The organism is Actinomadura coerulea, from assembly GCF_014208105.1.
GTDB classification, from domain to species: Bacteria; Actinomycetota; Actinomycetes; order Streptosporangiales; family Streptosporangiaceae; genus Spirillospora; species Spirillospora coerulea.
Genome location: NZ_JACHMQ010000001.1, coordinates 1,925,798 through 1,944,904, shown reverse-complemented (window position 1 = coordinate 1,944,904; position 19,107 = coordinate 1,925,798). Strand labels below are relative to the sequence as shown.

Below are 19,107 nucleotides of genomic sequence, written 5' to 3'. Positions count from 1 at the left end.
CCCTGGTGTCACTGAAAATTTGGAGTGACTGCAAATTTGGGGTTACGCTAGCGGCCGGCGCTTCCAAGGAGGTCATCGTGATCGAGGCACGCGGGCTCGCCCGCACCTTCACCGGCGGGCACGGGACGGTCGAGGCCGTCCGCGGGGTGGACCTGTCGGTCGCGCCCGGCGAGGTCGTCGGGTTCCTCGGACCCAACGGGGCCGGCAAGACCACCACGCTGCGGATGCTGACGACGCTGCTGGCGCCGTCCGCGGGGACCGCGACCGTCGCGGGGCACGACCTGCGCGCCGACCCGGCGGCGGTGCGGCGCCGCATCGGCCACGTCGCGCAGGGCGGCGGCACCGACCCGGGCGTCCCGGTCGCCGAGGAGCTGGACCTGCAGGCCCGCCTGTACGGGGTGCGCGACCGGTCCGCGCGGACAGCGGAGCTGTGCGCGCACCTGGACCTGAAGGGCCTGGAGCGGCGTCCGGCGGGGTCGCTGTCGGGCGGGCAGCGCCGCCGGCTGGACATCGCGCTCGGGCTGGTGCACCGTCCGCCGCTGCTTTTCCTGGACGAGCCGACCACGGGCCTGGACCCGCAGAGCCGCGGCAACCTGTGGGACCACATCCGCGCGATGCGCGACAGGGACGGCGCGACGGTGTTCCTGACCACGCACTACCTGGACGAGGCCGACGCGCTGTGCGACCGGCTGCTGATCATCGACCGGGGCCGCATCGTCGCCGAGGGCACGCCCGCCGAGCTCAAGCGCCGCGTCGCCGGTGACGTGGTCACGGTGGAGCTGGCCGAGGCCGCCGGCGTCGAGGGCGCCCGCAGGGCGCTGGCGGCGCATCCGGCCGTCCGCGAGGCCGCCGTGTCCGGCGGGACGCTGCGGCTCACCGTCGAGGACGGCGAGAAGGCCCTGATGTCCCTGATCCGCGCGCTGGACGGCGCGGGCGTCGAGCTGGCGGCGCTGAACCTGGCCCGTCCGACGCTGGACGACGTGTTCTTCACCGTCACCGGCCGCTCGCTGCGCGACGCGGCCTGAACCCGAGGAGTCTCCCCCATGCCTGGTGAACAGAGTGCTTCCGCCGGACCGGCCGCGTCGCCGGGGCGGGTCGCGTCCGTCGCGCGGGTCGCGTCCGACACCCGCCTGATCTTCCTGCGGTACATGCGGCAGACGCTGCGCAGCAAGGTCGCGGTGGTGTTCGGCGCGGTGCAGCCGCTGCTGTACCTGGTGCTGTTCGGGCCGCTGCTGTCGGACCTGGTCGACGTGCGCGGGTTCGGCGCGGGCTCCGCCTGGCAGGTGTTCGTGCCGGGGGTGCTGATCCAGCTGGCGCTGTTCGGTGCCGGGTTCGCGGGGTTCGGGCTGATCGCGGACCTGCGGTCGGGAGTGGTGGACCGGCTGCGGGTCACCCCGGCCAGCCGGACCGCGCTGCTGCTGGGGCGGGTCCTGCGCGACACCGTCGTGGTCGCGTTCCAGAGCGCGGTGGTGGTGGCGGTCGGGCTGGCGCTGGGGCTGCGGGCACCGGTGGGCGGGATCGCGGTCGGGCTGGCGCTGGTGGTGGCGCTGGCGGTGAGCGTGGCGTCCCTGTCCTACGTGGTGGCGCTGCGCACGCGCAGCGAGGACGCGTTCGCGCCGATCCTGACGTCGGTGACGCTGCCGCTGATGCTGCTGTCGGGGATCCTGCTGCCGATGAGCCTGGCGCCGGGGTGGCTGGACGCGGTGTCGCGGTTCACGCCGTTCCGGTACATGGTGGACGCGGCGCGGGCGGCGTTCCTGGGCGACTACGCGACGGCGGCGGTCGCGGAGGGGGCGCTGGTGGCGGTCGCGCTGCTGGTGGCGTCGGTGGCGCTGGGCGCCCGCCGGTTCCGCCGCGAGAACGCCTGACCGGGCGCGGTCACCGGGGCAGGGCGGCGGTGCGGTGCCGCGGGCCCGTCCCGCCGCCGGTGCCGCCGCCCGACCCGTTGCCCTGCGCGGCGTCCGGCGGGCGGTCCGCGGGGGCGGCGGCGTGCAGGACCTCGGGGTGGGCGACGGTGGCGCGCTGGGCGATGTAGGCGCCGGCCAGCACGATCACGCCGCCGGTCAGCTGCGCGGCGGTGAGGCGCTCCCCGAGGGCGGCCCAGGCGATGAGGGCGGCGGCGACGGCCTCGGTGTAGCAGATGGCGCCGCCGACCTGCGCCGACAGGCGCTGGAGCCCGGCGACGCCGGTGAGGTAGGCGAGGACGGTGCTGACCAGGCCGATCACGGCGACCAGCACCCATCCGGGCGCGGCGTGCCCGCCGACGGGCACCTCGGCGGGCAGCACCTGCCAGGGCAGCGTCCACGGCGCGGCCAGGGCGGTGAGGGCGACGGCGGCGACGACGCTGCCGGCGGAGGCGATGGCGACGGGGTCGACCTGGCCCGCCAGGCGGTCGACGATGAGGAAGTAGCTGGCCTGGCAGGCGGCGGCGCCGAGCCCGGCGGCCAGGCCGACCGGGTCCAGCGACAGCCCCGTCCACACCTGGACGACCAGGGCGAGGCCGGCCATGGCGATCGCGACGCCGGCGGCGGCGGTGCGGTGGACGGGGGCGCGGCGCACCAGCCGCAGCCACGCCAGCACGATGACCGGGCCGCTGAACTCCAGCAGGATCGCCACCCCGACCGGCAGGCGGGAGGCGGCCACGAAGTAGAACGCCTGGCAGCCGGCGACGCCGGTCAGGCCGTAGAGGGCCAGGGCGGGCAGGTGGGGCCGCAGGCCGCGGACGGCGGCCCGTCCCCGCAGCACGAACGGCAGCGGCGCCAGGACCAGCGCGGCGACCGCGATGCGCAGCCACACCGCCTGCAGGGGGCCGAGCCCGGCCTCGATGAGGGCCTTGCCGAACGGCCCGGACGCGCCGAAGCACACCGAGGACAGCAGCGCCAGGGCCAGGCCCTGGGCGCGGGTCCGCGTGGCGCCGTCCATCCTCACCCCCCGGGGTCGTGCGGTGTGCCGCCGAGCCCGCTCCCGGCGGGCTAATGAGCATCCTGCCATAACGCTCCTTACACGTCGATGGTGGGATACCGGCCAATCCAGGCGATGCCGGACGTGACGCCCGCGGCCACTACTATTCGCCGGATGAGCTGGCAGTCGGCCGGGGCGGGGCCCGGCGGAACCGGAGGCGGCCCGGGCGGCGACCTGTTCGCCTCGGTCGAGGGCAACGTGCGCGAGCTGGTGGCCTCACCGTGGTGGCACAGCGCGCAGCCGGCCGACCGGGCGGCGCAGATCGCCGCGCGGATGCTGTGGGGCGCCGGCGAGTGGTGGCTGTACGGCGCCTGGGGGCGCTGGTACCGCTGCGGCCTGGACGGCACCTGGCACCCCTGCCCGCCCCCCGCGCAGTCCGAGGACCGCCGCGTCGCCGTCCCCGCGCCCCAGGGCGCCGGGACGCCGCCCGTCCCGCCGCAGCTGTTCCCCACCGGCCCGGACCTGTCGGCCGGGCGCGTGGCGCCGCTGGGGTTCCTCGGGCCAGTCCCCGACACCGCCGTCGTCGCCCGCATCTCCCAGGCCCTGACCACCGCGCTGGCGGTGAACCCGCAGCAGTTCGCCCAGCGCGACCCGATGTTCCAGCCGGGCACGCCCAGCACCGTCGCCGCCGCGTGGGGCGCGCTGCTGTGGTGCGCGGGCTCCCCGGTGGTGCTGACCGAGCACCCGCTGATCGAGTCGTTCATCCCGTTCCTGACCACCTCCGCCGACCAGCTGCACTGGATGATGCCGCCGGACTTCGCCACCCTGGCCGGCTACTACGTCCACCGGCTCGGCGCCGGCGACGGCGGCGGCGCCGCGCACATCGCCCGCGTCATGTACGAGGTCGCCGCCGGGCTGCAGGCCGACCCCCGGTTCCGCCCCGGCGCCGACGCGCTGGCCGCGGTGACCGCGGCGTCCCTGCGCATGGTCAACCAGGACATGGCCACCGTCCGGTACGGGCCCGAGGCGATCCTGCAGGAGTGGCGGCGCCGCTGCCCCGCCGAGTTCGCCACCCCGATGGTCCGCGACACCGCGCCCGGGGAGTACCTGCGCCTGGCCCTGTACGACCTGCAGGAGATCGTCGCCGGGCTGAGCGGGCCGCGCCCGGCCGCGGCGGGCCGCAGCCACGACGAGGTCCGCCGCGCCGGGATCGCGGTGCTGGCCGCCGACCTGCAGGCCGCGCCGGGCGCGTTGCCGGCGGTGCAGCACTGGCTGGACGCCGACAGCGCCCGCACGCTGCAGGCGGTGCTGACCGACCCGGCCCACCCGCTGCGGTCGCTGTGGCCGCGCGACGGGCGCCTGCCCGACGCGCTGCGCGGCGAGGACCCCGACGCCCTGGCCGCGCTGCTGGCCACCAGCTACACCCTCGGGTTGACGTGGTGCCGGCTGGCGCAGGTGCCGCCGCCGTCGACGGGGTTCGCGGTGCCGCAGGCGGTCGCGGCGGAGCTGACCTCCCCGGCCATGCACACCCCGCCCTCCACCGACGAGCTGTCGGCGTGGGACATCATCAAGGCCGCCCGCGCCCACATGGCCGCCGAGCGCGCCGCCGCCGGCGCCGACCTGCCGGTCGCGCCGGTGCCCGAGCCGGCGCAGGAGGCCCCGGGCCCGCCGCCGGCGGTGGCGCCCGCCCCGCCCCCGGCCGCCCCGCCGGTCCCGGCGCCCGCCCCGCCCGCCGCGCCCGAACCGCCGGCCCCGTCCTCGCTGGAACCGCCCTTCCGGTACGTGCCGCCGCCCCCGCCCGGGTCGCCGCCGGAGCCGGGCTCCCACGAGCACGGCCTGCCCGAGCAGTCCCACGGCGAGCAGCGCGGCCACGACTCCGTCCCGCCGCCGCCCGTCCCGCCGCCCGTTCCGCCGCCCTCGCCGGACCCGTTCGCGTCCGACGCGCCGCCGCCGCGGATCGCGCCTCCCCCGCCTCCCCCGGCGCCCGCCCCCGCGCGGGAGCAGGCTCCCGAGCCGCCGCCGGAGCGGGAGCCGGTCCCGGAGCCGGTGTGGCCGTCGGAACCGCACCAGACGCAGCTGGACACCGACGCGTTCCGCACCCAGCTCGATCCGGGCCCGGCCTGGCCCGGCGCGGACGCGCCACCGCCACCGCCGCCCCACGCGGACCTGCCGGCCCCCTCCCTGCCGCCTCCCCCGGCGCCGGTCCCCGAGCCGCCGCCCCCGCTGCGGCCCGCGCCCGCCGCCGAGCCGGCCCCGCAGGTCGCCGAGGCCTACGGGATCCGGTTTTTGTGCGGCGCCGACGACATCGAACGCGTCATCACCGAGGTGCGGCGGCGCGGCAAGTGGGCGCGGCGGCTGCGCGGCCAGGAGGTGTCGAGCGCGTCGGCGCCGGCGCTGCTGCTCATCGGCGCGCCCTCCAGCGGGCAGCGGCGGCTGGCGCGGATGACGGCCCGCGCGCTGGCGGAGGTGGAGGCCTCCAGCGGCGAGGTCCACGCCGTCCACGCCGAGGACCTGCGCGAGCACGGCCCCGACGGGCTGCGCGCGGCACTGGAGGAGCACGCCGGGCACGTCCTGCTGCTGGACGGCCTGGACGGGCTGATCCTGGACGAGTCGCAGGGCCCCGCCTACGCCTCGGTGCTGTACCGGACGCGGCTGGAGGGCGTGAACGACACGGCGCTGCTGGGCACCTGCGAGCCCGACCGCGTCGGGGAGCTGTCGGCGGCGTCGCCGGAGCTGGTGACCGACATGCGGGCGGTGCGGCTGCCGGACCTGTCGGGCGCGCAGGCGCGCGCGGCGCTGGTGCGGCTGCTGGCCGAGGAGCGCAGCCTGCGCCTGGGCTCGGACGCGTGGGCGGTGGTGCACCGCGAGGTGGGTTCGCTGCGCCCGCGGGGCCGGCTGACCGGGGCGCGGCTCGTGGAGGCCTACCTGGACCGCGCCGCGACGCGGCATCTGGGCAGCGCGGAGGCCACGCAGGCGATCGGCAGCGCGCTGTCGCTGGCGGCGGCCGACTTCGAGGGCCTGGCGGTGGAGCTGTCGGGCCGCTGACCCCCGCCCCGGGCTCACCGCCCGGCGGCGGGATCCCGCGGCGCCGCGGGTCCGGCGCGGGGCCCGAAACCCCGCGCCGGTAAGGGTTCTCAGCCCCCGTGGAAGGGTGATTCGCGGGCGGGCGCGGTCACGATGGGGGCGTGGATCGCGTAGACCGGCTGCTGGCGCTCGTCGCGGAGCTGCGGGCGGCCTCGCCCGACCCGCTGGACCCGGCGGCGCTGGCGGCGCGTCTGGGGGTCAGCGAGCGGACCGTCCGCCGCGACGTGGAGCTGCTGACGCACGGCGGGCTGCCGGTGCGGGCCCGCAGGGGCCGCGGGTACGCGCTGCCCGCGCCCGCGGCGCGCGAGCCGCTGAGCGAGGTGGGGTCGCTGATGGGCCCGGTGCACGACACGCTCGCCGAGGCGGTCCGCGCCCGGCGGGTCGTGCGGCTGGCCTACACCGACCGGGCGGGCGCGCGCAGCTTCCGGGACGTGGAGGCGCACGGCCTGGTCGTGGCCCCCTACGGGGAGTACCTGGTGGGGTGGTGCCGCATGCGCGACGGGCCGCGGATGTTCCGCCTCGACCGGATCGGTGCGGCGGTGCTGTCGGGGCGGGGCGCCGAGGTGCGGGACCTGGACGACCTGCTGGCGGCTCTGCGGGTGCCGGTGCCGCGCCCGGCGGCCGGGCCGCGGGGCCCGGCGGGCGCGGCGGGCGCGGCCCGGGCGCGGGCGTGGACGCTGGACCGGCTGGAGTTCGTGCGGTCGCGGCTGCGGGACGCGGCCGCGCAGGCCCGCGGCGGCGGCGCGGGCGCGGCGGCGCTGCGGGGCGTGCTGGGGCATCTGGCGGAGTGGACGCGGTGGCAGGCGGCCGCGATCCGGTCGGCGGCGACGGGCGAGGAGCCGGTGCTGGAGGGCCGCCCGCCGCCGTTCCCGCCGGCGTTCGGGCGGGACCTGACCTACGACGCGCGGGAGCGGATGATCCAGGACGCGATGGCGCTGCGGTCGCTGGGCGATCTGGCGCGCGATCTGCGGCAGGTGCTGGAGGCGGTGGCGCACTGGGCGGCCGACTGCGATGACGCGCTGTGGGAGGGCGAGCTGCCCGACCCGCGCCCCTACGGGCCGCCGGGGCCGCCGCGCCCGCTGGCCGACCTGCTGGCGGGCTGGCGGGGCCCGCTCGCCCACATCGAGTGGCATCTGGACCGGCTCACCGACGAGCCGCCACTGCCGCCCGCGGGCCGGGAGGAGGACGTGTGGGTGGTGGACCGCTGCCCCCTGCAGGCCTGATCCCCGCGCGCCGGTGCGGGCCCGCCGGTTTCGGCCGGGCCGGGGGACTCAGCCGGTCGGGGTGTCGGCGGTGAGGGCGGGGGCGTCCAGGGGGTCCAGGTCGCGGGTGAACCAGACGGCCTTGCCCGGCGGCGCGGGCCGGGTCCCGAACTCGGTGGCCAGGGAGGCGACCAGGAGCAGGCCGCGGCCGGCCTCGGACCACTCCAGGACGGGCGGCGGCCCGGCGGGCGCGCCGGGCGCGCGGGGGTCGCCGTCGCCGACCTCGCCGGTGAGGCGGACCCCGGCCCGGGTGGCCTCCAGGCGCAGGGCCAGCCGGACGGGCCCGGTGCCGTGCACGACGGCGTTGGCGACGAGCTCGTCCACGATGAGGACGACGTCGTCGACGTCGGCGGGGCCGGTGACGCGCCAGCGGCGCAGCGACCGGCGGGTGAGCGCGCGGGCCTGCGCGGCGGCGCCGGGGCCGGGGGCCAGATCCCAGGCCGCCTCCACACCGCCGTCCCCGTTTTCGCCGTTCCTGGTTCGGTGGCCCGCAGGCCTGGTGGTGCCCGTCCCCGTGGTGCGCACTGCCGCGTCTCCTCGTCTGTGCCGGTCCGGCCGCCGGTCGGTGTGCGGTCGGTGCGGGCCTTCGGCGCGGCGACCTGCCGGTCTCCCCCTATTCCCCGCATCGACTCATATTCGTGGACGCTTCTCCCGGCGGGGCGGTGCACGGCCGCAGGCGACCCTCACCGCGGGGTGAGGTGAACTTCACGTGCGGGGTGGCGGTGGAGGAGGCACTGACGCGGAGCCGCTAGAGTGGGGGCGTCGGTGTGGCATGTGTCCCCCGGGCTCTACCTGATGCCTTCGGGGAATACCGCCGGTCCCATGCGGTCCGGGCTGGAGCTTCGTTGTGCCTTTCGCCGTGAGGCGACCACCACACCGGCTTGACGCCAAGGCCCCGGCGGGTTGAACCCGCCGGGGCCTTGGCGCTTTCGCGCCTCCCGCCAGCGCCCTCCCCCGGCCCCTTCTGCGAGCCGTCTCAGCGCCCCCTTCTCACCAGCGCCCCCTCCCGGCGTCGTCCGCCTCCAAATATTCCTTGACAAGAATATTCGTTGTGGGGAATTATTCGCGCTATGGAGGACATTCTCAGCGCGCTGGCCGATCCGGTCCGGTGGCGGCTTGTGGCCCTGCTGGCCGAGCGGCCGCGCCCGGTCGGCGTCCTGGCGCAGCTCGCCGGCGCGCGCCAGCCGCAGACGACCAAACACCTGCAGACGCTGGAGCGCGCCGGCGTCGTCACCTCCCAGCGGGCCGGGCAGCGCCGCGTCTACGCGCTGCGGCCCGGTCCCCTGCGGGACCTGGCGGCGGCGCTCGGCGGCCTCGCCGACCACGCGGACCGGGCCGGCGGCGCGCGGGAGACCTTCGACCGCTACGGGGCCGGCCTCGTAGCGGAGCGGCTGGCCGCGCGGGAGGCGGGGTGGGCCGACGGCCGCACGTTCACCTTCGCCCGGTCGCTGCCGCGGGGCACCGAGCAGGTCTGGCGCCACCTCACCGAGCCGTCGCTGCTGGCGGACTGGTGGGCGCCGCAGGACCTGCGGGTGTCCGCGCTGGTCTTCGAGGCGCGGCCGGGCGGCAGGGTCGTGCTGGAGTACCGCGACGCCGAGGACGCCGGCGGGGCGGACGCGGTCGCCGGGCGCGCCGAGGGCGTGGTCGAGGAGGTGCGCCCGGGCGAGCGCCTGTCCTACCGGTCCTCCCCGGTGCTGCCGGACGGGGAGCGGGCCTTCACCGCCCACGTCGATCTCGTTCTGCGCCCCGAGGGCGCCGGCACCGGCCTGGACGCCCGGGTCCGGCTCACCGGCAGCACGGTCGAGTCCGCGGACTTCGTCGCGGGCATCGAGATCGGCTTCGGGCAGAGCCTGGACAAGCTCGCGGCGGTCCTCGCCGCGGACTCCGCGCACGGCGCGGGGCACGACAACGAGCACGACGCGGCAACCGACTCCGAACACGATGATTCAAGGAGCACGAAATGACCGGCACTGCCGACCGCAGGGTGACCGCGAACCTGGCCCTGACCCTGGACGGGCGCTACCACGGCCCCGGCGGCCCCAGCGACTTCGGGATGTTCGTTCCGTATGTGACCAGCGAGGTGGCCCGGGAGCACCTCACCCGCATCCACCAGGGCGCCACGACGGCGCTGCTCGGCAGGGTCAACGCCGAAGGGTTCATGGGCTTCTGGCCGGCGGTCGCCGGGGACGCGGACGCCGACCCGCGTGACCGCGGCTACGCCGAGTGGCTGGTCGACACGGAGAAGGTGGTGCTGTCCACCACTCTGTCCGAGGCGCCGTGGGAACGCACCCGGGTGGTGAACGCGCCCGCCGCGGACGTCGTCGCGGAGCTGCGGTCCGAGGGCGGGGGCGACATCCTGGTCAACAGCAGTCCCAGCGTCATCAAGCCGCTGCTGGCCGCCGACCTGGTCGACCGGCTGTACCTGATGATCCTGCCGGAGATCGCCGGGGGCGGGGGGCGGCTGTTCGAGGACGGCCTGCCGTCCACCAGGTGGGCGCTCGGCCGCCGGGAGACCGGCGAGCTGGGCGAGATGGCCGTGGTCTACGACCGCGTCCGCTGACCCGGCCGTGCCGCCGTCCGGCGGTGCCGGGACGGCCGCGGCGGTGCGCTCGAGGCGCCGCCGCGGCCGTCTCGCGGTCGCCGAGGGCCGGTTCCGGCGGGGAGCGGGAGCAGGCGGGGGCGGGCGGGCTGCGTCTAGAGGATCGCGGCGGCGATTCCGGCGCCGATCGCGGCCAGGACGATGATGACGGCGGCCGCGGCGAGGACGATCGTGCGGGCGCGGCGGGCGCGGGGGGTGCCGAGGCGGGCGAGGCGCTGGGCCAGCCGCGGGTCGTCCTCCTTCAGGCGGACCTCGATCTGGCCGAGGATCCGCTGCTCCTCCATCGACAGCGCCATGCTTCATACCTCCGGGGGGTGGTCAGGTGTGAGTTTCCTCCCCACAGAGCATGATCATTATCCCTCGGGGGCGGTGGCCGTTGCGCCGCGTCCGGGCGGGCTCTCGTGGTGGAGGCGGTCCAGGGCGGTGACGGAGTAGGTGTAGGAGCGTCCGGGCTTGGCGGTGGGGTCGATGATGCCGCCGCCGCGGACGTCGGCGATGAGGCGGCGGGGGTCGACGGGCGCGCAGCCGGGCCTGGCGCCCTCGGCGCGGTAGACGGCGTAGGAGGCGGCGCCCTGCGAGGCGCGCCAGGTGACCTTCACGCCCTTGCCGTCCTTGCCGGCGGCGGGGGCGGCGGCGGTGCCCTGGACGGGCGGGGGCGCCTGCCCGCCGCGCCTGGCGGGGACGGGCGGGACGGCGGGGCGGGTGTAGTGGTCGGCGCGGAGGCGGGCGGCGAATCCGCGCCGGTTGGCGGCGATGTCGGAGGCGCTGAAGAACACGTCGCCGCCGATCTGCGGGTATCTGGCGTTCAGGGTGAGGTGGCGCGACAGTTCGGCGGGTTTGCGCCAGGCGGCGTCCTCGCCGACGCGGTAGGCGGCCTGCCCGATGGTCAGCTGGACGCCGGTGCCCTTGACCTGGCGGGCCCACCAGGGGGCGAGTTCGGCGTAGTCGGCGCGGGCGTCGCCGATGGGCCAGTACAGCTGGGGGGTGACGTAGTCGAGCCATCCCCGTTTGATCCATTTGCGGGTGTCGGCGTAGATGTCGTCGTAGCTCTGCAGGGCGGCGGTGGCCGATCCGTCGGGGTCGCTGCTCTTGTTGCGCCACACGCCGAAGGGGCTGACGCCGAACCGGACCCAGGGTTTGGCGGCGTGGATGCGGCCCGACAGCGACTCCACGAGGGTGTCGACGTTGCGGCGGCGCCAGTCGGCGCGTTTCATGCCGTCGCCGTAGGCCTTGTAGGCGGCGTCGTCGGGGAAGTCGCCGTCCTCGGGGTAGGGGTAGAAGTAGTCGTCGAAGTGGACGGCGTCGATGTCGTACTTGGTGACGACGTCCATGACGGCGTTGGTCGCCAGGTCGCGGACCTGCGGCAGGCCGGGGTCGTACCACAGGCCCTTGCCGTACTTGCGGACCCAGTCGGGGTGCTTGCGGGCGGGGCTCTTGGGCGACAGCTTCTTCAGGTCGTCGTGGCGGGACACGCGGTAGGGGTTGAACCAGGCGTGGAACTCCAGGTTGCGGGCGTGCGCCTCCTTGACCATGAAGGCCAGGACGTCGTAGCCGGGGTCCTTGCCCTGGGTGCCGGTGAGCCACTGCGACCACGGCTCGTAGGGGGAGTCGTAGAACGCGTCGGAGTTCGGGCGGATCTGGACGAACACCGCGTTCATGTTCATCGCGGCGGCGGTGTCGAGGAGGCGGGTGAACTGCTCGCGCTGGTCGGCGGCGGAGGCGCCGGGGTCCCGCGGCCAGTCGGTGTTGCCGACGCTGGCGATCCACATGCCGCGCAGCTGGCGCCCCGCGGCGCCGTCGGGGGCGGGGACGCCGGGGCACTCGGCCTTGGCCCCCGGGGGGACGGGCCCGTCCTCGCGCCCGCTCGTGCCGCCGAAGGCGGTGATGCCGCAGGCGGCGAGCGCGCCCGCCGACGCTCCCGCCGTCAACGCCGCCGCCACTTGCCGGGTCCTGGATCGCCATGCCATAGCGGCCCATTGTTACGCACGCGCCGGGATGCCACGCACGAAACGCCGCCGCCCGTGTGATCCCTCACCGTCCCGTTTCGCCTGATCCCCGCATTGCGATCTTCGAACACGCGTTCCATACTCTGCGTGACGTTACGGCTCACGAGCGTGATGAAGGGGGCATCGCATGCCGGAATCGCCTACCGACAGGACGACATCCCGCGCGGCTGTGCGGGTGAACGCCGGATTCGCCGGGGACACTCCGATCCTGATGGCGGACGGGCGCCTGAAGCGCTTGGGAGAGATCCGCTCCGCGGACCGCGTCTACGGGTCGCACATGGCCGGTCGCTACCGTCGGTACCTTCTCACTCACGTCGTCGAGCATCGGAGAAGAGTCGGGCGCGCGTTCCTGGTGACTCTGGAGGACGGGACCCGGCTTACGGTCGGCATCGACCAGCGCCTGCTCAGCGAGCGGGGCTGGAAGCACGTCACGGGAGCCGAACGGGGATCCCTCAGACGGCCGCACCTCACCGTGAACAACGGCCTGATGGGAATCGGCCGCTTCGCCTCACCTCCCGAGATTGATGAGGATTACCGGCGAGGTTACCTGTGCGGGATGATACGAGGGGACGGACAACTGGGGCATTATCCGCCGGGCGCCCCGGGCCGGCCCTATGCCGTGGTGCATCGCTTTCGCCTTGCATTGGCAGACGGCGAGGCGCTGGAGCGAAGCCGCCGCTACCTCTCCGCTTTCGGAGTCCCCACTCGCGAGTTCGTCTTCTCGGAGGCGACGGAAGCACGGCGGAAGATGCACGCCGTACGCGCTCAGAGCGCCTCGGCGGTCGGGGCTGTCGAGGAGCTCGTCCGGTGGCCGGCGGCGACGCCGTCAGAAGGATGGCGGAAAGGTTTCCTGGCCGGTGTCTTCGATGCAGAGGGGTCCTGCAGCCAGGGCATCTTGAGGATCTCAAACTCCGATCCGGACATCCTGAACATGATTACCGACTGCCTGCTCCATTTCGGTTTCGGGATGGTGCGTGAAGCTCCGCGCACCCATGTACGCGATTGTCACTGCCGCGGGGAATGTGGTGACCGACGGGGTCATATCCGCTGCCTGAACGAGAGGCAGGGCGGTCAGGCTGCGCCGGATGTCGGTTCGTTGTCGCGCCCGATCGCCTGATCGGAAGGGCGGCGGCGGTGGATGGAGAGGTCGGTGCGGCCGGGGGCCAGGGCGGGGCGCAGGGTGAGGTCGTCGGTGTAGTCACCGCCGCGCTCGCTCCGGTAGGCGATGGGATCGGCGGTGGGCAGGGCGCGCAGGCGGGCGTCCAGCGCGGCGGCGGCCGCGGCCTGGTCGGCGGGGGCGGCGCGGTCGGCGCCGGCGACGACCAGGGGCGGCAGGACGTCCATGCCGGTGTAGAACAGCGTGCCGTGCAGGAGGGGGAACAGGAGGTCCTCGGCGGCGCCGTGCACGCCGCGGGGGCCCAGGCTGGAGGAGCGGGCGCCGGCGGTAGTGACGACCAGGGCGCGGCGCCCGGCCAGGCCGCCGTCGCCGTAGCGCAGGGTGCGGCCGTCGCCGTCGGTGACGCCGAACGCGAAGCCCTGGACGAACACGCGGTCGAACCAGCCCTTCAGGATGGCGGGCATCCCGTACCACCACAGGGGGAACTGCACGACCAGCGCGTCCGCCCAGGAGAGCTTGCCGTGTTCGGCGCGGATGTCGGGGGCCAGGGCTCCGGAGGCGTGGGCGCGTTCGGCCGCGGCGCCGACGAGGAGGCGGTCGGCGGGGTCGTGACCGAAGTCGGCGGGGCCGACCAGGGGGTTCCAGCCCATCGCGTACAGGTCGGAGTGGCGGACGCTGTGGCCCTCGCGGCGCAGGGTCGCGGCGCCGTGGTCGTGCAGCGCGCCGTTGAGGGAGCGGCCATCGGGGTGGGCGAAGACCCAGAGGACGTTCACGGAGCTGTCTTCCTTCCCGGTGTGCCGGTGTTGCCGGTCTGGTCCGATGCTGCCGGGTCGGCGCAGGCGGGGGCGAGTGGCCGGTCGGCCATGGTGTGCAAGGATCGGGCCATGGGAGGCGGGGTCCACCGGGTGGCGGTGCTGGTGCGCGAGGGCGTGCTGCCGATGGAGCTGGGCATCGTCCACCAGCTGTTCGGGCAGGCGCGGTCGGCGGACGGCGCGCCGCTGTACGAGGTGGTGTCGTGCGGGGTGGAGCCCGGGGCGGTGCGGGCGGACGCCGACTTCGCGGTGGCGGTGCGGCACGGGCTGGAGGCGCTGGAGGCCGCGGACACGGTGGTCGTGCCGGCGTCGCACCTGCTGGACGAGACCCGTCCCGGGGAGGGGCCGGTGCCCGCGGCGCTGGCGGCGGCCGCGGGGCGGGGCGCGCGGGTGGCGTCGGTGTGCACGGGCGCGTTCGTGCTGGCGGCGGCGGGGCTGCTGGAGGGGCGGCGCGCCACGACGCACTGGCTGTCGTGCGGGCGGCTCGCGGCGATGTTCCCGGCGGTCCGGGTGGACGCGGCGGTGCTGTTCGTCGACGAGGGCGCGGTGCTGACCTCGGCGGGCGAGGCGGCGGGCATCGACCTGTGCCTGCACATGATCCGCGGTGATCACGGTGCGGCGGTGGCGGGGGACGTGGCGCGCCGCACGGTGGTGCCGCCGCACCGCGAGGGCGGGCAGGCGCAGTTCACGGCGCTGCCGGTGCCGCCCGAGGGGACGTCCTCGACGAGCGCGGCGCGGGCGTGGGCGCTGGAGCGGCTGGACCGGCCGGTGACCTTGGCGCAGCTGGCGGCGCGGGCGTCGATGAGCGTGCGGACGTTCACGCGCCGGTTCCGGCAGGAGACGGGGGTGTCGCCGCAGGTGTGGCTGACGGCGCAGCGGGTCCAGGCGGCGCGGCGGCTGCTGGAGGAGACCGACCTGCCGGTGGAGCGGATCGCCGAGCGGGCGGGGTTCGGGACGGCGGCGTCGCTGCGCGCGCACCTGCACGCGGCGATCGGGGTGTCGCCCTCGTCCTACCGCGCGACGTTCCGCGGCCCGGGCGGCGCCTGAGCGGTCAGGCGCGCCCCCCGGCCGCCCCGGCCCCGCGCCGGGCACCGTCCGTCCGGACCCGGCCTCCGCGGCGGCTAGGGTGCGGTCATGGGATCGGCTGCGCACACGCGCGAGGAGCCGGCGCGGGCGCCGGCCGAGGTGGTCGAGCGCGCCGCCGGCCTGGGCGGCGAACTGGTGCTGCGCCGGGCGGGCGGGGACTACGAGATCATCAGCAACGGCGTGTTCCTGATGGACACCCGCAACGGCGAGTCCGAGCGGCTGCTGGTCCGCGCCGCCCTCGACGCGGCCGCGCCGGGCCCCGGCGGGCCGGCGCGGGTCCTCATCGGCGGCCTGGGCGTCGGGTTCTCCCTCGTCGAGGCCCTCACCGGCGGCGGCGTGGAGCACGTCACCGTCGTCGAGCGCGAGCCCGCCGTCATCGCCTGGCACGCCACCGCGCTGCGGCCCTGGTCCCGGGGCGCGCTGGAGGACCCCCGCGTCACCGTCGAACGCGCCGACCTGCTCGACTACGTCACCGCCCCCGGCACGGGCCGCTTCGACGCGGTGTGCCTGGACATCGACAACGGCCCCGACTGGACCGTCACCCCCGGCAACGCCCGCCTGTACGCGGCCACGGGCCTGGACGCCCTCGCGGAACTGCTGACGCCGCGCGGCGTGCTCGCGGTGTGGAGCGCGGGCGCCGCCCCGGCGTTCGAGGCGCTGCTGCGGGACCGGTTCGGCTCCGTGGAGGCCAGGCCCGTCCCGGTGCCGCGCGGCGAGCCCGACGTGGTCTACCTCGCCCGCGGCCCGCGCGCCGCCCTCGGCTGAGGGGCGGCGACAAAGCGGAGGCGCCGGTTTCTGTAGGCCGCGGCGTCCACTCCGGAAAGGCAGTTCGCTAGGTTTCGGCCTGACACAACCGTTTTGGGAGGATCTGTGGCTACTGCCCACGCAACCCGGCGGCGCCCCGCCGTCCTGGGCGACCTGCTGCCCGGCTCACTGGCCCGCGACGCCGCGCTCGTCATCGGCGCCGCCGCCTTCGTCGGCCTCGCCGCGCAGATCGCGGTCCCGCTGCCCGGCACCCCCGTCCCGGTGACCGGGCAGACCTTCGCCGTCCTGCTCACCGGCGCCGCCCTCGGCTTCGGCCGCGCCGGCCTCGGCATGCTGGTCTACCTGCTCGCCGGAATGGCCGGCGTCCCCTGGTTCACCGACGGCACCTCCGGCGCCGGATTCCCCACCCTCGGCTACGTCATCGGATTCGTCGCCGCCGCCGCCGTCGTCGGACGCCTCGCCCAGCTCGGCGGCGACCGCACCCCGCTGCGCACCATCGGCACCATGCTCACCGGAACCGCCATCATGTACGCCGCCGGCGTCCCCTACCTGATGGCCGCCCTGCACGTCGACCTCGCCAAGGCGCTCGACCTGGGCGTCACCCCGTTCCTGGCCGGCGACGCGCTGAAGGTCCTGCTGGCCGCCGGACTGCTGCCCGCCGCCTGGAAGCTCACCGGCGCCGCCCGCCGCTGACCCCCGCGCACCGCCCCGTTCGCCCCCTCCCCGCATGAGGACGGGACGGACGGGGCATACGCGCAACCAGGCCGCTGTGGCGCACACCTCACCCCACCGCCACCCCGCCCGTTTGAACAGGTTCAAATCTGGCGTACAGTGGCTCACGTGAAGCTCGCCGTGACAGCACCGGACCGACTCACCGTCCGCACCGTCCCGATCCCCGACCCGGGCGACCTCATCGCGCGGCTTCCGCACCCCTCCGCGCTCGCCTGGATCCGCCACGGCCAAGGAATCGTCGGCTGGGGCGAAGCCGCCCGCCTCACCCTCCCCGGCGGCCACGACCGCTTCGACGCCGCCGCCCGCATGCTCCGCGACCTGTTCGACGCCGCCGCCGTCGACGACACCGTCAACGTCCCCGGCTCCGGACCCGTCGCCTTCGGCACCTTCGGCTTCGACCCCAAATCCCCCGACTCCACCCTCATCATCCCCCGCCGCGTCCTCGGCCGCCGCGACGGCCACGCCTGGCTCACCACCATCGGCGACGACACCGACCCCCTCACCCTCGCCAACCCGCCCCAGGCACCCACCGGCCTGCGCTGGAGCGACGGCGCCCTCCCCGAACACGCCTGGAAGCACGCCGTCGCCACCGCCGTCGACCGCATCCGCCGCGGCCACCTCCGGCCCGACACCGCCCCACCCCCGCCCCGCCCCGCCGACAACACCGGCCACCTCGGCAAAGTCGTCCTCGCCCGCGACCTCACCGTCCGCGCCGACACCCCCATCGACGCCCGCGTCCTCCTCCAGCGCCTCGCCGCCCGCTACCCCGGCTGCTACACCTTCTCCTGCGCCGGCATGGTCGGCGCCACCCCCGAACTCCTCATCCGCCGCACCGGCGGCGACATCGAATCGCTCGTCCTCGCCGGCACCACCGCCCGCGGCGACACCCCCGCCGACGACCAGGCCCGCGCCGCCCGCCTCTTCACCTCCCCCAAGGACCGCGAAGAGCACCGCTACGCCGCCGAAATGGTCCGCGACGCCCTCACCCCCCTCTGCGCCCACCTCACCGTCCCCGACGAACCCGAACTCCTCACCCTCCCCAACGTCCTGCACCTCGCCTCCCCCCTGCGCGGACGCCTGGCCGCCGACCGCTCCGTCCTCGACGTCGTCGCCGCCCTGCACCCCACCCCCGCCGTCTGCGGCACCCCCACCGACACCGCCATGGACCTCATCCGCGAACTCGAGGGCATGGACCGCGGCCGCTACGCCGGCCCCGTCGGCTGGATCGACGCCCGCGGCGACGGCGAATGGGGCATCGCCCTACGCTGCGCCGAGATCGACGGCACCCGCGCCCGCCTGTTCGCCGGCTGCGGCATCGTCGCCGACTCCGACCCCGACGCCGAACTCGCCGAAGCCCGCGCCAAGTTCCGCCCCATGCAGTACGCCCTGCACGGCTGACCCCCCAGCACCACCGACCGCCCCCCACCGGCACACTGGACCCATGCGCGCGAGCCGGCTGCTGTCCCTCCTGCTGCTCCTGCAGACCAGGGAACGCATGACCGCCCGCCAACTCGCCGCCGAACTGGAAGTGTCCGTCCGCACCGTCTACCGCGACGTCGAATCCCTCAGCGCCGCCGGCGTCCCCGTCTACGCCGACCGCGGCCCCGACGGCGGCTACCGCCTCCTCAACGGCTACCGCACCCGCCTCACCGGCCTCACCGCCACCGAAGCCGAATCCCTCACCCTGTCCGCCCTGCCCGGCCCCGCCTCCCAGCTCGGCCTCGGCGACGTCCTGGCCGCCGAACTCAAACTCATGGCCGCCCTGCCACCCGACCTGCGCACCCGCGCCTCCCGCATCCGCGAACGCTTCCACCTCGACGCCCCCGGCTGGTTCCGCACCCCCGACGACGTCCCCCACCTGCACGCCATCGCCGACGCCGTCTGGAACCAGCACCGCATCGAGGTGCTCTACCGCCGCTGGCGCCGCCCCCAGCAGGTCACCCGCCACCTGGAACCCCTCGGCGTCGTCCTCAAGGCGGGCTCCTGGTACCTCATCGCCCGCCCCGCCCCCAGCGACCCGCCCGACACCGGCACCGCCGACAGCGACACCGCCGGCGACGCACCCGACGGCATCGCGCGCGACCCCCGCACCTACCGCGTCTCACGCGTCCTGACCCTGCGCGCCCTCCCCGGCCACTTCGACCGCCCCCACGGATTCGACCTCGCCGCCTTCTGGGCCGCCTACGCCGAACGCTTCGAAGCCGACGCCTACCGCGAGCACGCCACCGTCAAACTCTCCCCCGACGGCCTCACCCGCTCCCAGATCCTCCTCCCGCCCACCATGGCCCGCGCCGCCCTCGACACCGCCACCCCACCCGGCCCCGACGGCTGGATCCACGCCACCCTCCCCATCGAATCCGTCCGCCACGCCCACGTCGAATTCCTCAAACTCGGCGCCGACGTCGAGGTCATCGACCCCCCGCACCTCCGCGACATGATCGCCGACACCGCCCGCGCCCTCGCCGCCCGCTACACCCCCGACCACACCCGCCCCACCATCGGACGCGAAGACCCGCGAGGAGGCTGAGCGCAGGAACCACCGCCAGCCAGCCGATCCTCGTCTCCTGTTACCTTCTCCCGCCGGCACTCGTCATGGGTGTGACGACCGAACACCAACGGTCGCCGCACCAACGAGTGAATCGAGGACAGGATGCTGACCAACATCATGTACGTGACGGTCCACGTCACCGATCAGGACCGCGCGCTGAGGTTCTCCACCGACGGGCTCGGCCGACGGGCTCGG

General features: G+C 75.7%; 17 protein-coding genes. 12 read left to right on the top strand and 5 right to left on the bottom strand.

Going from position 1 to position 19,107, the window contains the following annotated elements; all coding sequences use genetic code 11:
- Positions 1-77: 77 nt before the first annotated feature.
- Positions 78-1,025, top strand: a complete 948-nt coding sequence (locus tag BKA00_RS08920; RefSeq protein ID WP_185024467.1) for an ATP-binding cassette domain-containing protein — start codon at positions 78-80, stop codon at positions 1,023-1,025.
- An 18-nt stretch (positions 1,026-1,043) separates the two neighbouring features.
- Positions 1,044-1,868 (top strand): ABC transporter permease, encoded by an 825-nt coding sequence (locus tag BKA00_RS08915; protein WP_185024466.1) that lies wholly within the window; start codon positions 1,044-1,046, stop codon positions 1,866-1,868.
- 10 nt (positions 1,869-1,878) lie between these two features.
- Here BKA00_RS08915 and BKA00_RS08910 read toward each other — a convergent pair whose 3' ends face one another.
- Positions 1,879-2,922 (bottom strand): EamA family transporter, encoded by a 1,044-nt coding sequence (locus BKA00_RS08910; RefSeq protein ID WP_185024465.1) that lies wholly within the window; start codon positions 2,920-2,922, stop codon positions 1,879-1,881.
- A 153-nt stretch (positions 2,923-3,075) separates the two neighbouring features.
- On the opposite strand from BKA00_RS08910, the gene BKA00_RS08905 reads away from it, so the two are divergent.
- Together BKA00_RS08905 and BKA00_RS38200 are read left to right on the top strand one after the other, a co-directional pair.
- Positions 3,076-5,946, top strand: coding sequence for a hypothetical protein (locus BKA00_RS08905; RefSeq protein WP_185024464.1), 2,871 nt, complete (start codon positions 3,076-3,078; stop codon positions 5,944-5,946).
- Between the two features lie 140 nt (positions 5,947-6,086).
- Positions 6,087-7,208 (top strand): helix-turn-helix transcriptional regulator, encoded by a 1,122-nt coding sequence (locus BKA00_RS38200; RefSeq protein WP_221493073.1) that lies wholly within the window; start codon positions 6,087-6,089, stop codon positions 7,206-7,208.
- Positions 7,209-7,256: 48 nt separating this feature from the next.
- On the opposite strand, the gene BKA00_RS08890 is transcribed toward BKA00_RS38200, so the two are convergent.
- Positions 7,257-7,697 (bottom strand): ATP-binding protein, encoded by a 441-nt coding sequence (locus BKA00_RS08890; RefSeq protein WP_185024462.1) that lies wholly within the window; start codon positions 7,695-7,697, stop codon positions 7,257-7,259.
- Between the two features lie 620 nt (positions 7,698-8,317).
- Here BKA00_RS08890 and BKA00_RS08885 point away from each other — a divergent pair.
- The gene (locus tag BKA00_RS08885) at positions 8,318-9,211 is read left to right on the top strand and encodes a metalloregulator ArsR/SmtB family transcription factor (protein ID WP_185024461.1); all 894 of its coding nucleotides are present in this window, start codon (positions 8,318-8,320) and stop codon (positions 9,209-9,211) included.
- Complete coding sequence (locus BKA00_RS08880; RefSeq protein ID WP_185024460.1) at positions 9,208-9,807, top strand: dihydrofolate reductase family protein; 600 nt, start codon at positions 9,208-9,210, stop codon at positions 9,805-9,807. Before BKA00_RS08885 ends, BKA00_RS08880 begins: the two co-directional genes overlap by 4 nt.
- Positions 9,808-9,941: 134 nt before the next feature.
- Here the strand turns inward: BKA00_RS08880 and BKA00_RS08875 are convergent, their stop codons facing one another.
- Both BKA00_RS08875 and BKA00_RS08870 read right to left on the bottom strand, forming a co-directional pair.
- On the bottom strand, positions 9,942-10,142 hold the full coding sequence (locus BKA00_RS08875) for a DUF3040 domain-containing protein (protein ID WP_185024459.1): 201 nt from the start codon (positions 10,140-10,142) through the stop codon (positions 9,942-9,944).
- Between the two features lie 57 nt (positions 10,143-10,199).
- Entirely contained in the window at positions 10,200-11,786 is a 1,587-nt protein-coding gene (locus BKA00_RS08870) for a glycoside hydrolase family 10-like protein (protein ID WP_230299098.1), read from the bottom strand.
- 193 nt (positions 11,787-11,979) lie between these two features.
- On the opposite strand from BKA00_RS08870, the gene BKA00_RS08865 reads away from it, so the two are divergent.
- Positions 11,980-12,969 (top strand): LAGLIDADG family homing endonuclease, encoded by a 990-nt coding sequence (locus BKA00_RS08865; protein WP_185024457.1) that lies wholly within the window; start codon positions 11,980-11,982, stop codon positions 12,967-12,969.
- On the opposite strand, the gene BKA00_RS08860 is transcribed toward BKA00_RS08865, so the two are convergent.
- Complete coding sequence (locus tag BKA00_RS08860) at positions 12,924-13,742, bottom strand: NAD(P)H-dependent oxidoreductase (RefSeq protein ID WP_185024456.1); 819 nt, start codon at positions 13,740-13,742, stop codon at positions 12,924-12,926. The genes BKA00_RS08865 and BKA00_RS08860 overlap by 46 nt on opposite strands.
- 111 nt (positions 13,743-13,853) lie before the next feature.
- Between BKA00_RS08860 and BKA00_RS08855 the strand changes: the two genes are divergently transcribed.
- From BKA00_RS08855 to BKA00_RS08835, 5 genes are all read left to right on the top strand, one after another.
- Complete coding sequence (locus tag BKA00_RS08855; RefSeq protein ID WP_221493072.1) at positions 13,854-14,828, top strand: GlxA family transcriptional regulator; 975 nt, start codon at positions 13,854-13,856, stop codon at positions 14,826-14,828.
- Positions 14,829-14,915: 87 nt separating this feature from the next.
- A complete protein-coding gene (locus BKA00_RS08850) occupies positions 14,916-15,632 on the top strand; it encodes a spermidine synthase family protein (RefSeq protein WP_185024454.1) in 717 nt (238 codons plus the stop codon).
- 105 nt (positions 15,633-15,737) lie between these two features.
- The gene (locus tag BKA00_RS08845; protein ID WP_185024453.1) at positions 15,738-16,325 is read left to right on the top strand and encodes a biotin transporter BioY; all 588 of its coding nucleotides are present in this window, start codon (positions 15,738-15,740) and stop codon (positions 16,323-16,325) included.
- 147 nt (positions 16,326-16,472) lie between these two features.
- A complete protein-coding gene (locus BKA00_RS08840; protein WP_185024452.1) occupies positions 16,473-17,762 on the top strand; it encodes an isochorismate synthase in 1,290 nt (429 codons plus the stop codon).
- Between the two features lie 43 nt (positions 17,763-17,805).
- The gene (locus BKA00_RS08835; protein ID WP_185024451.1) at positions 17,806-18,891 is read left to right on the top strand and encodes a helix-turn-helix transcriptional regulator; all 1,086 of its coding nucleotides are present in this window, start codon (positions 17,806-17,808) and stop codon (positions 18,889-18,891) included.
- Positions 18,892-19,107: the final 216 nt, after the last annotated feature.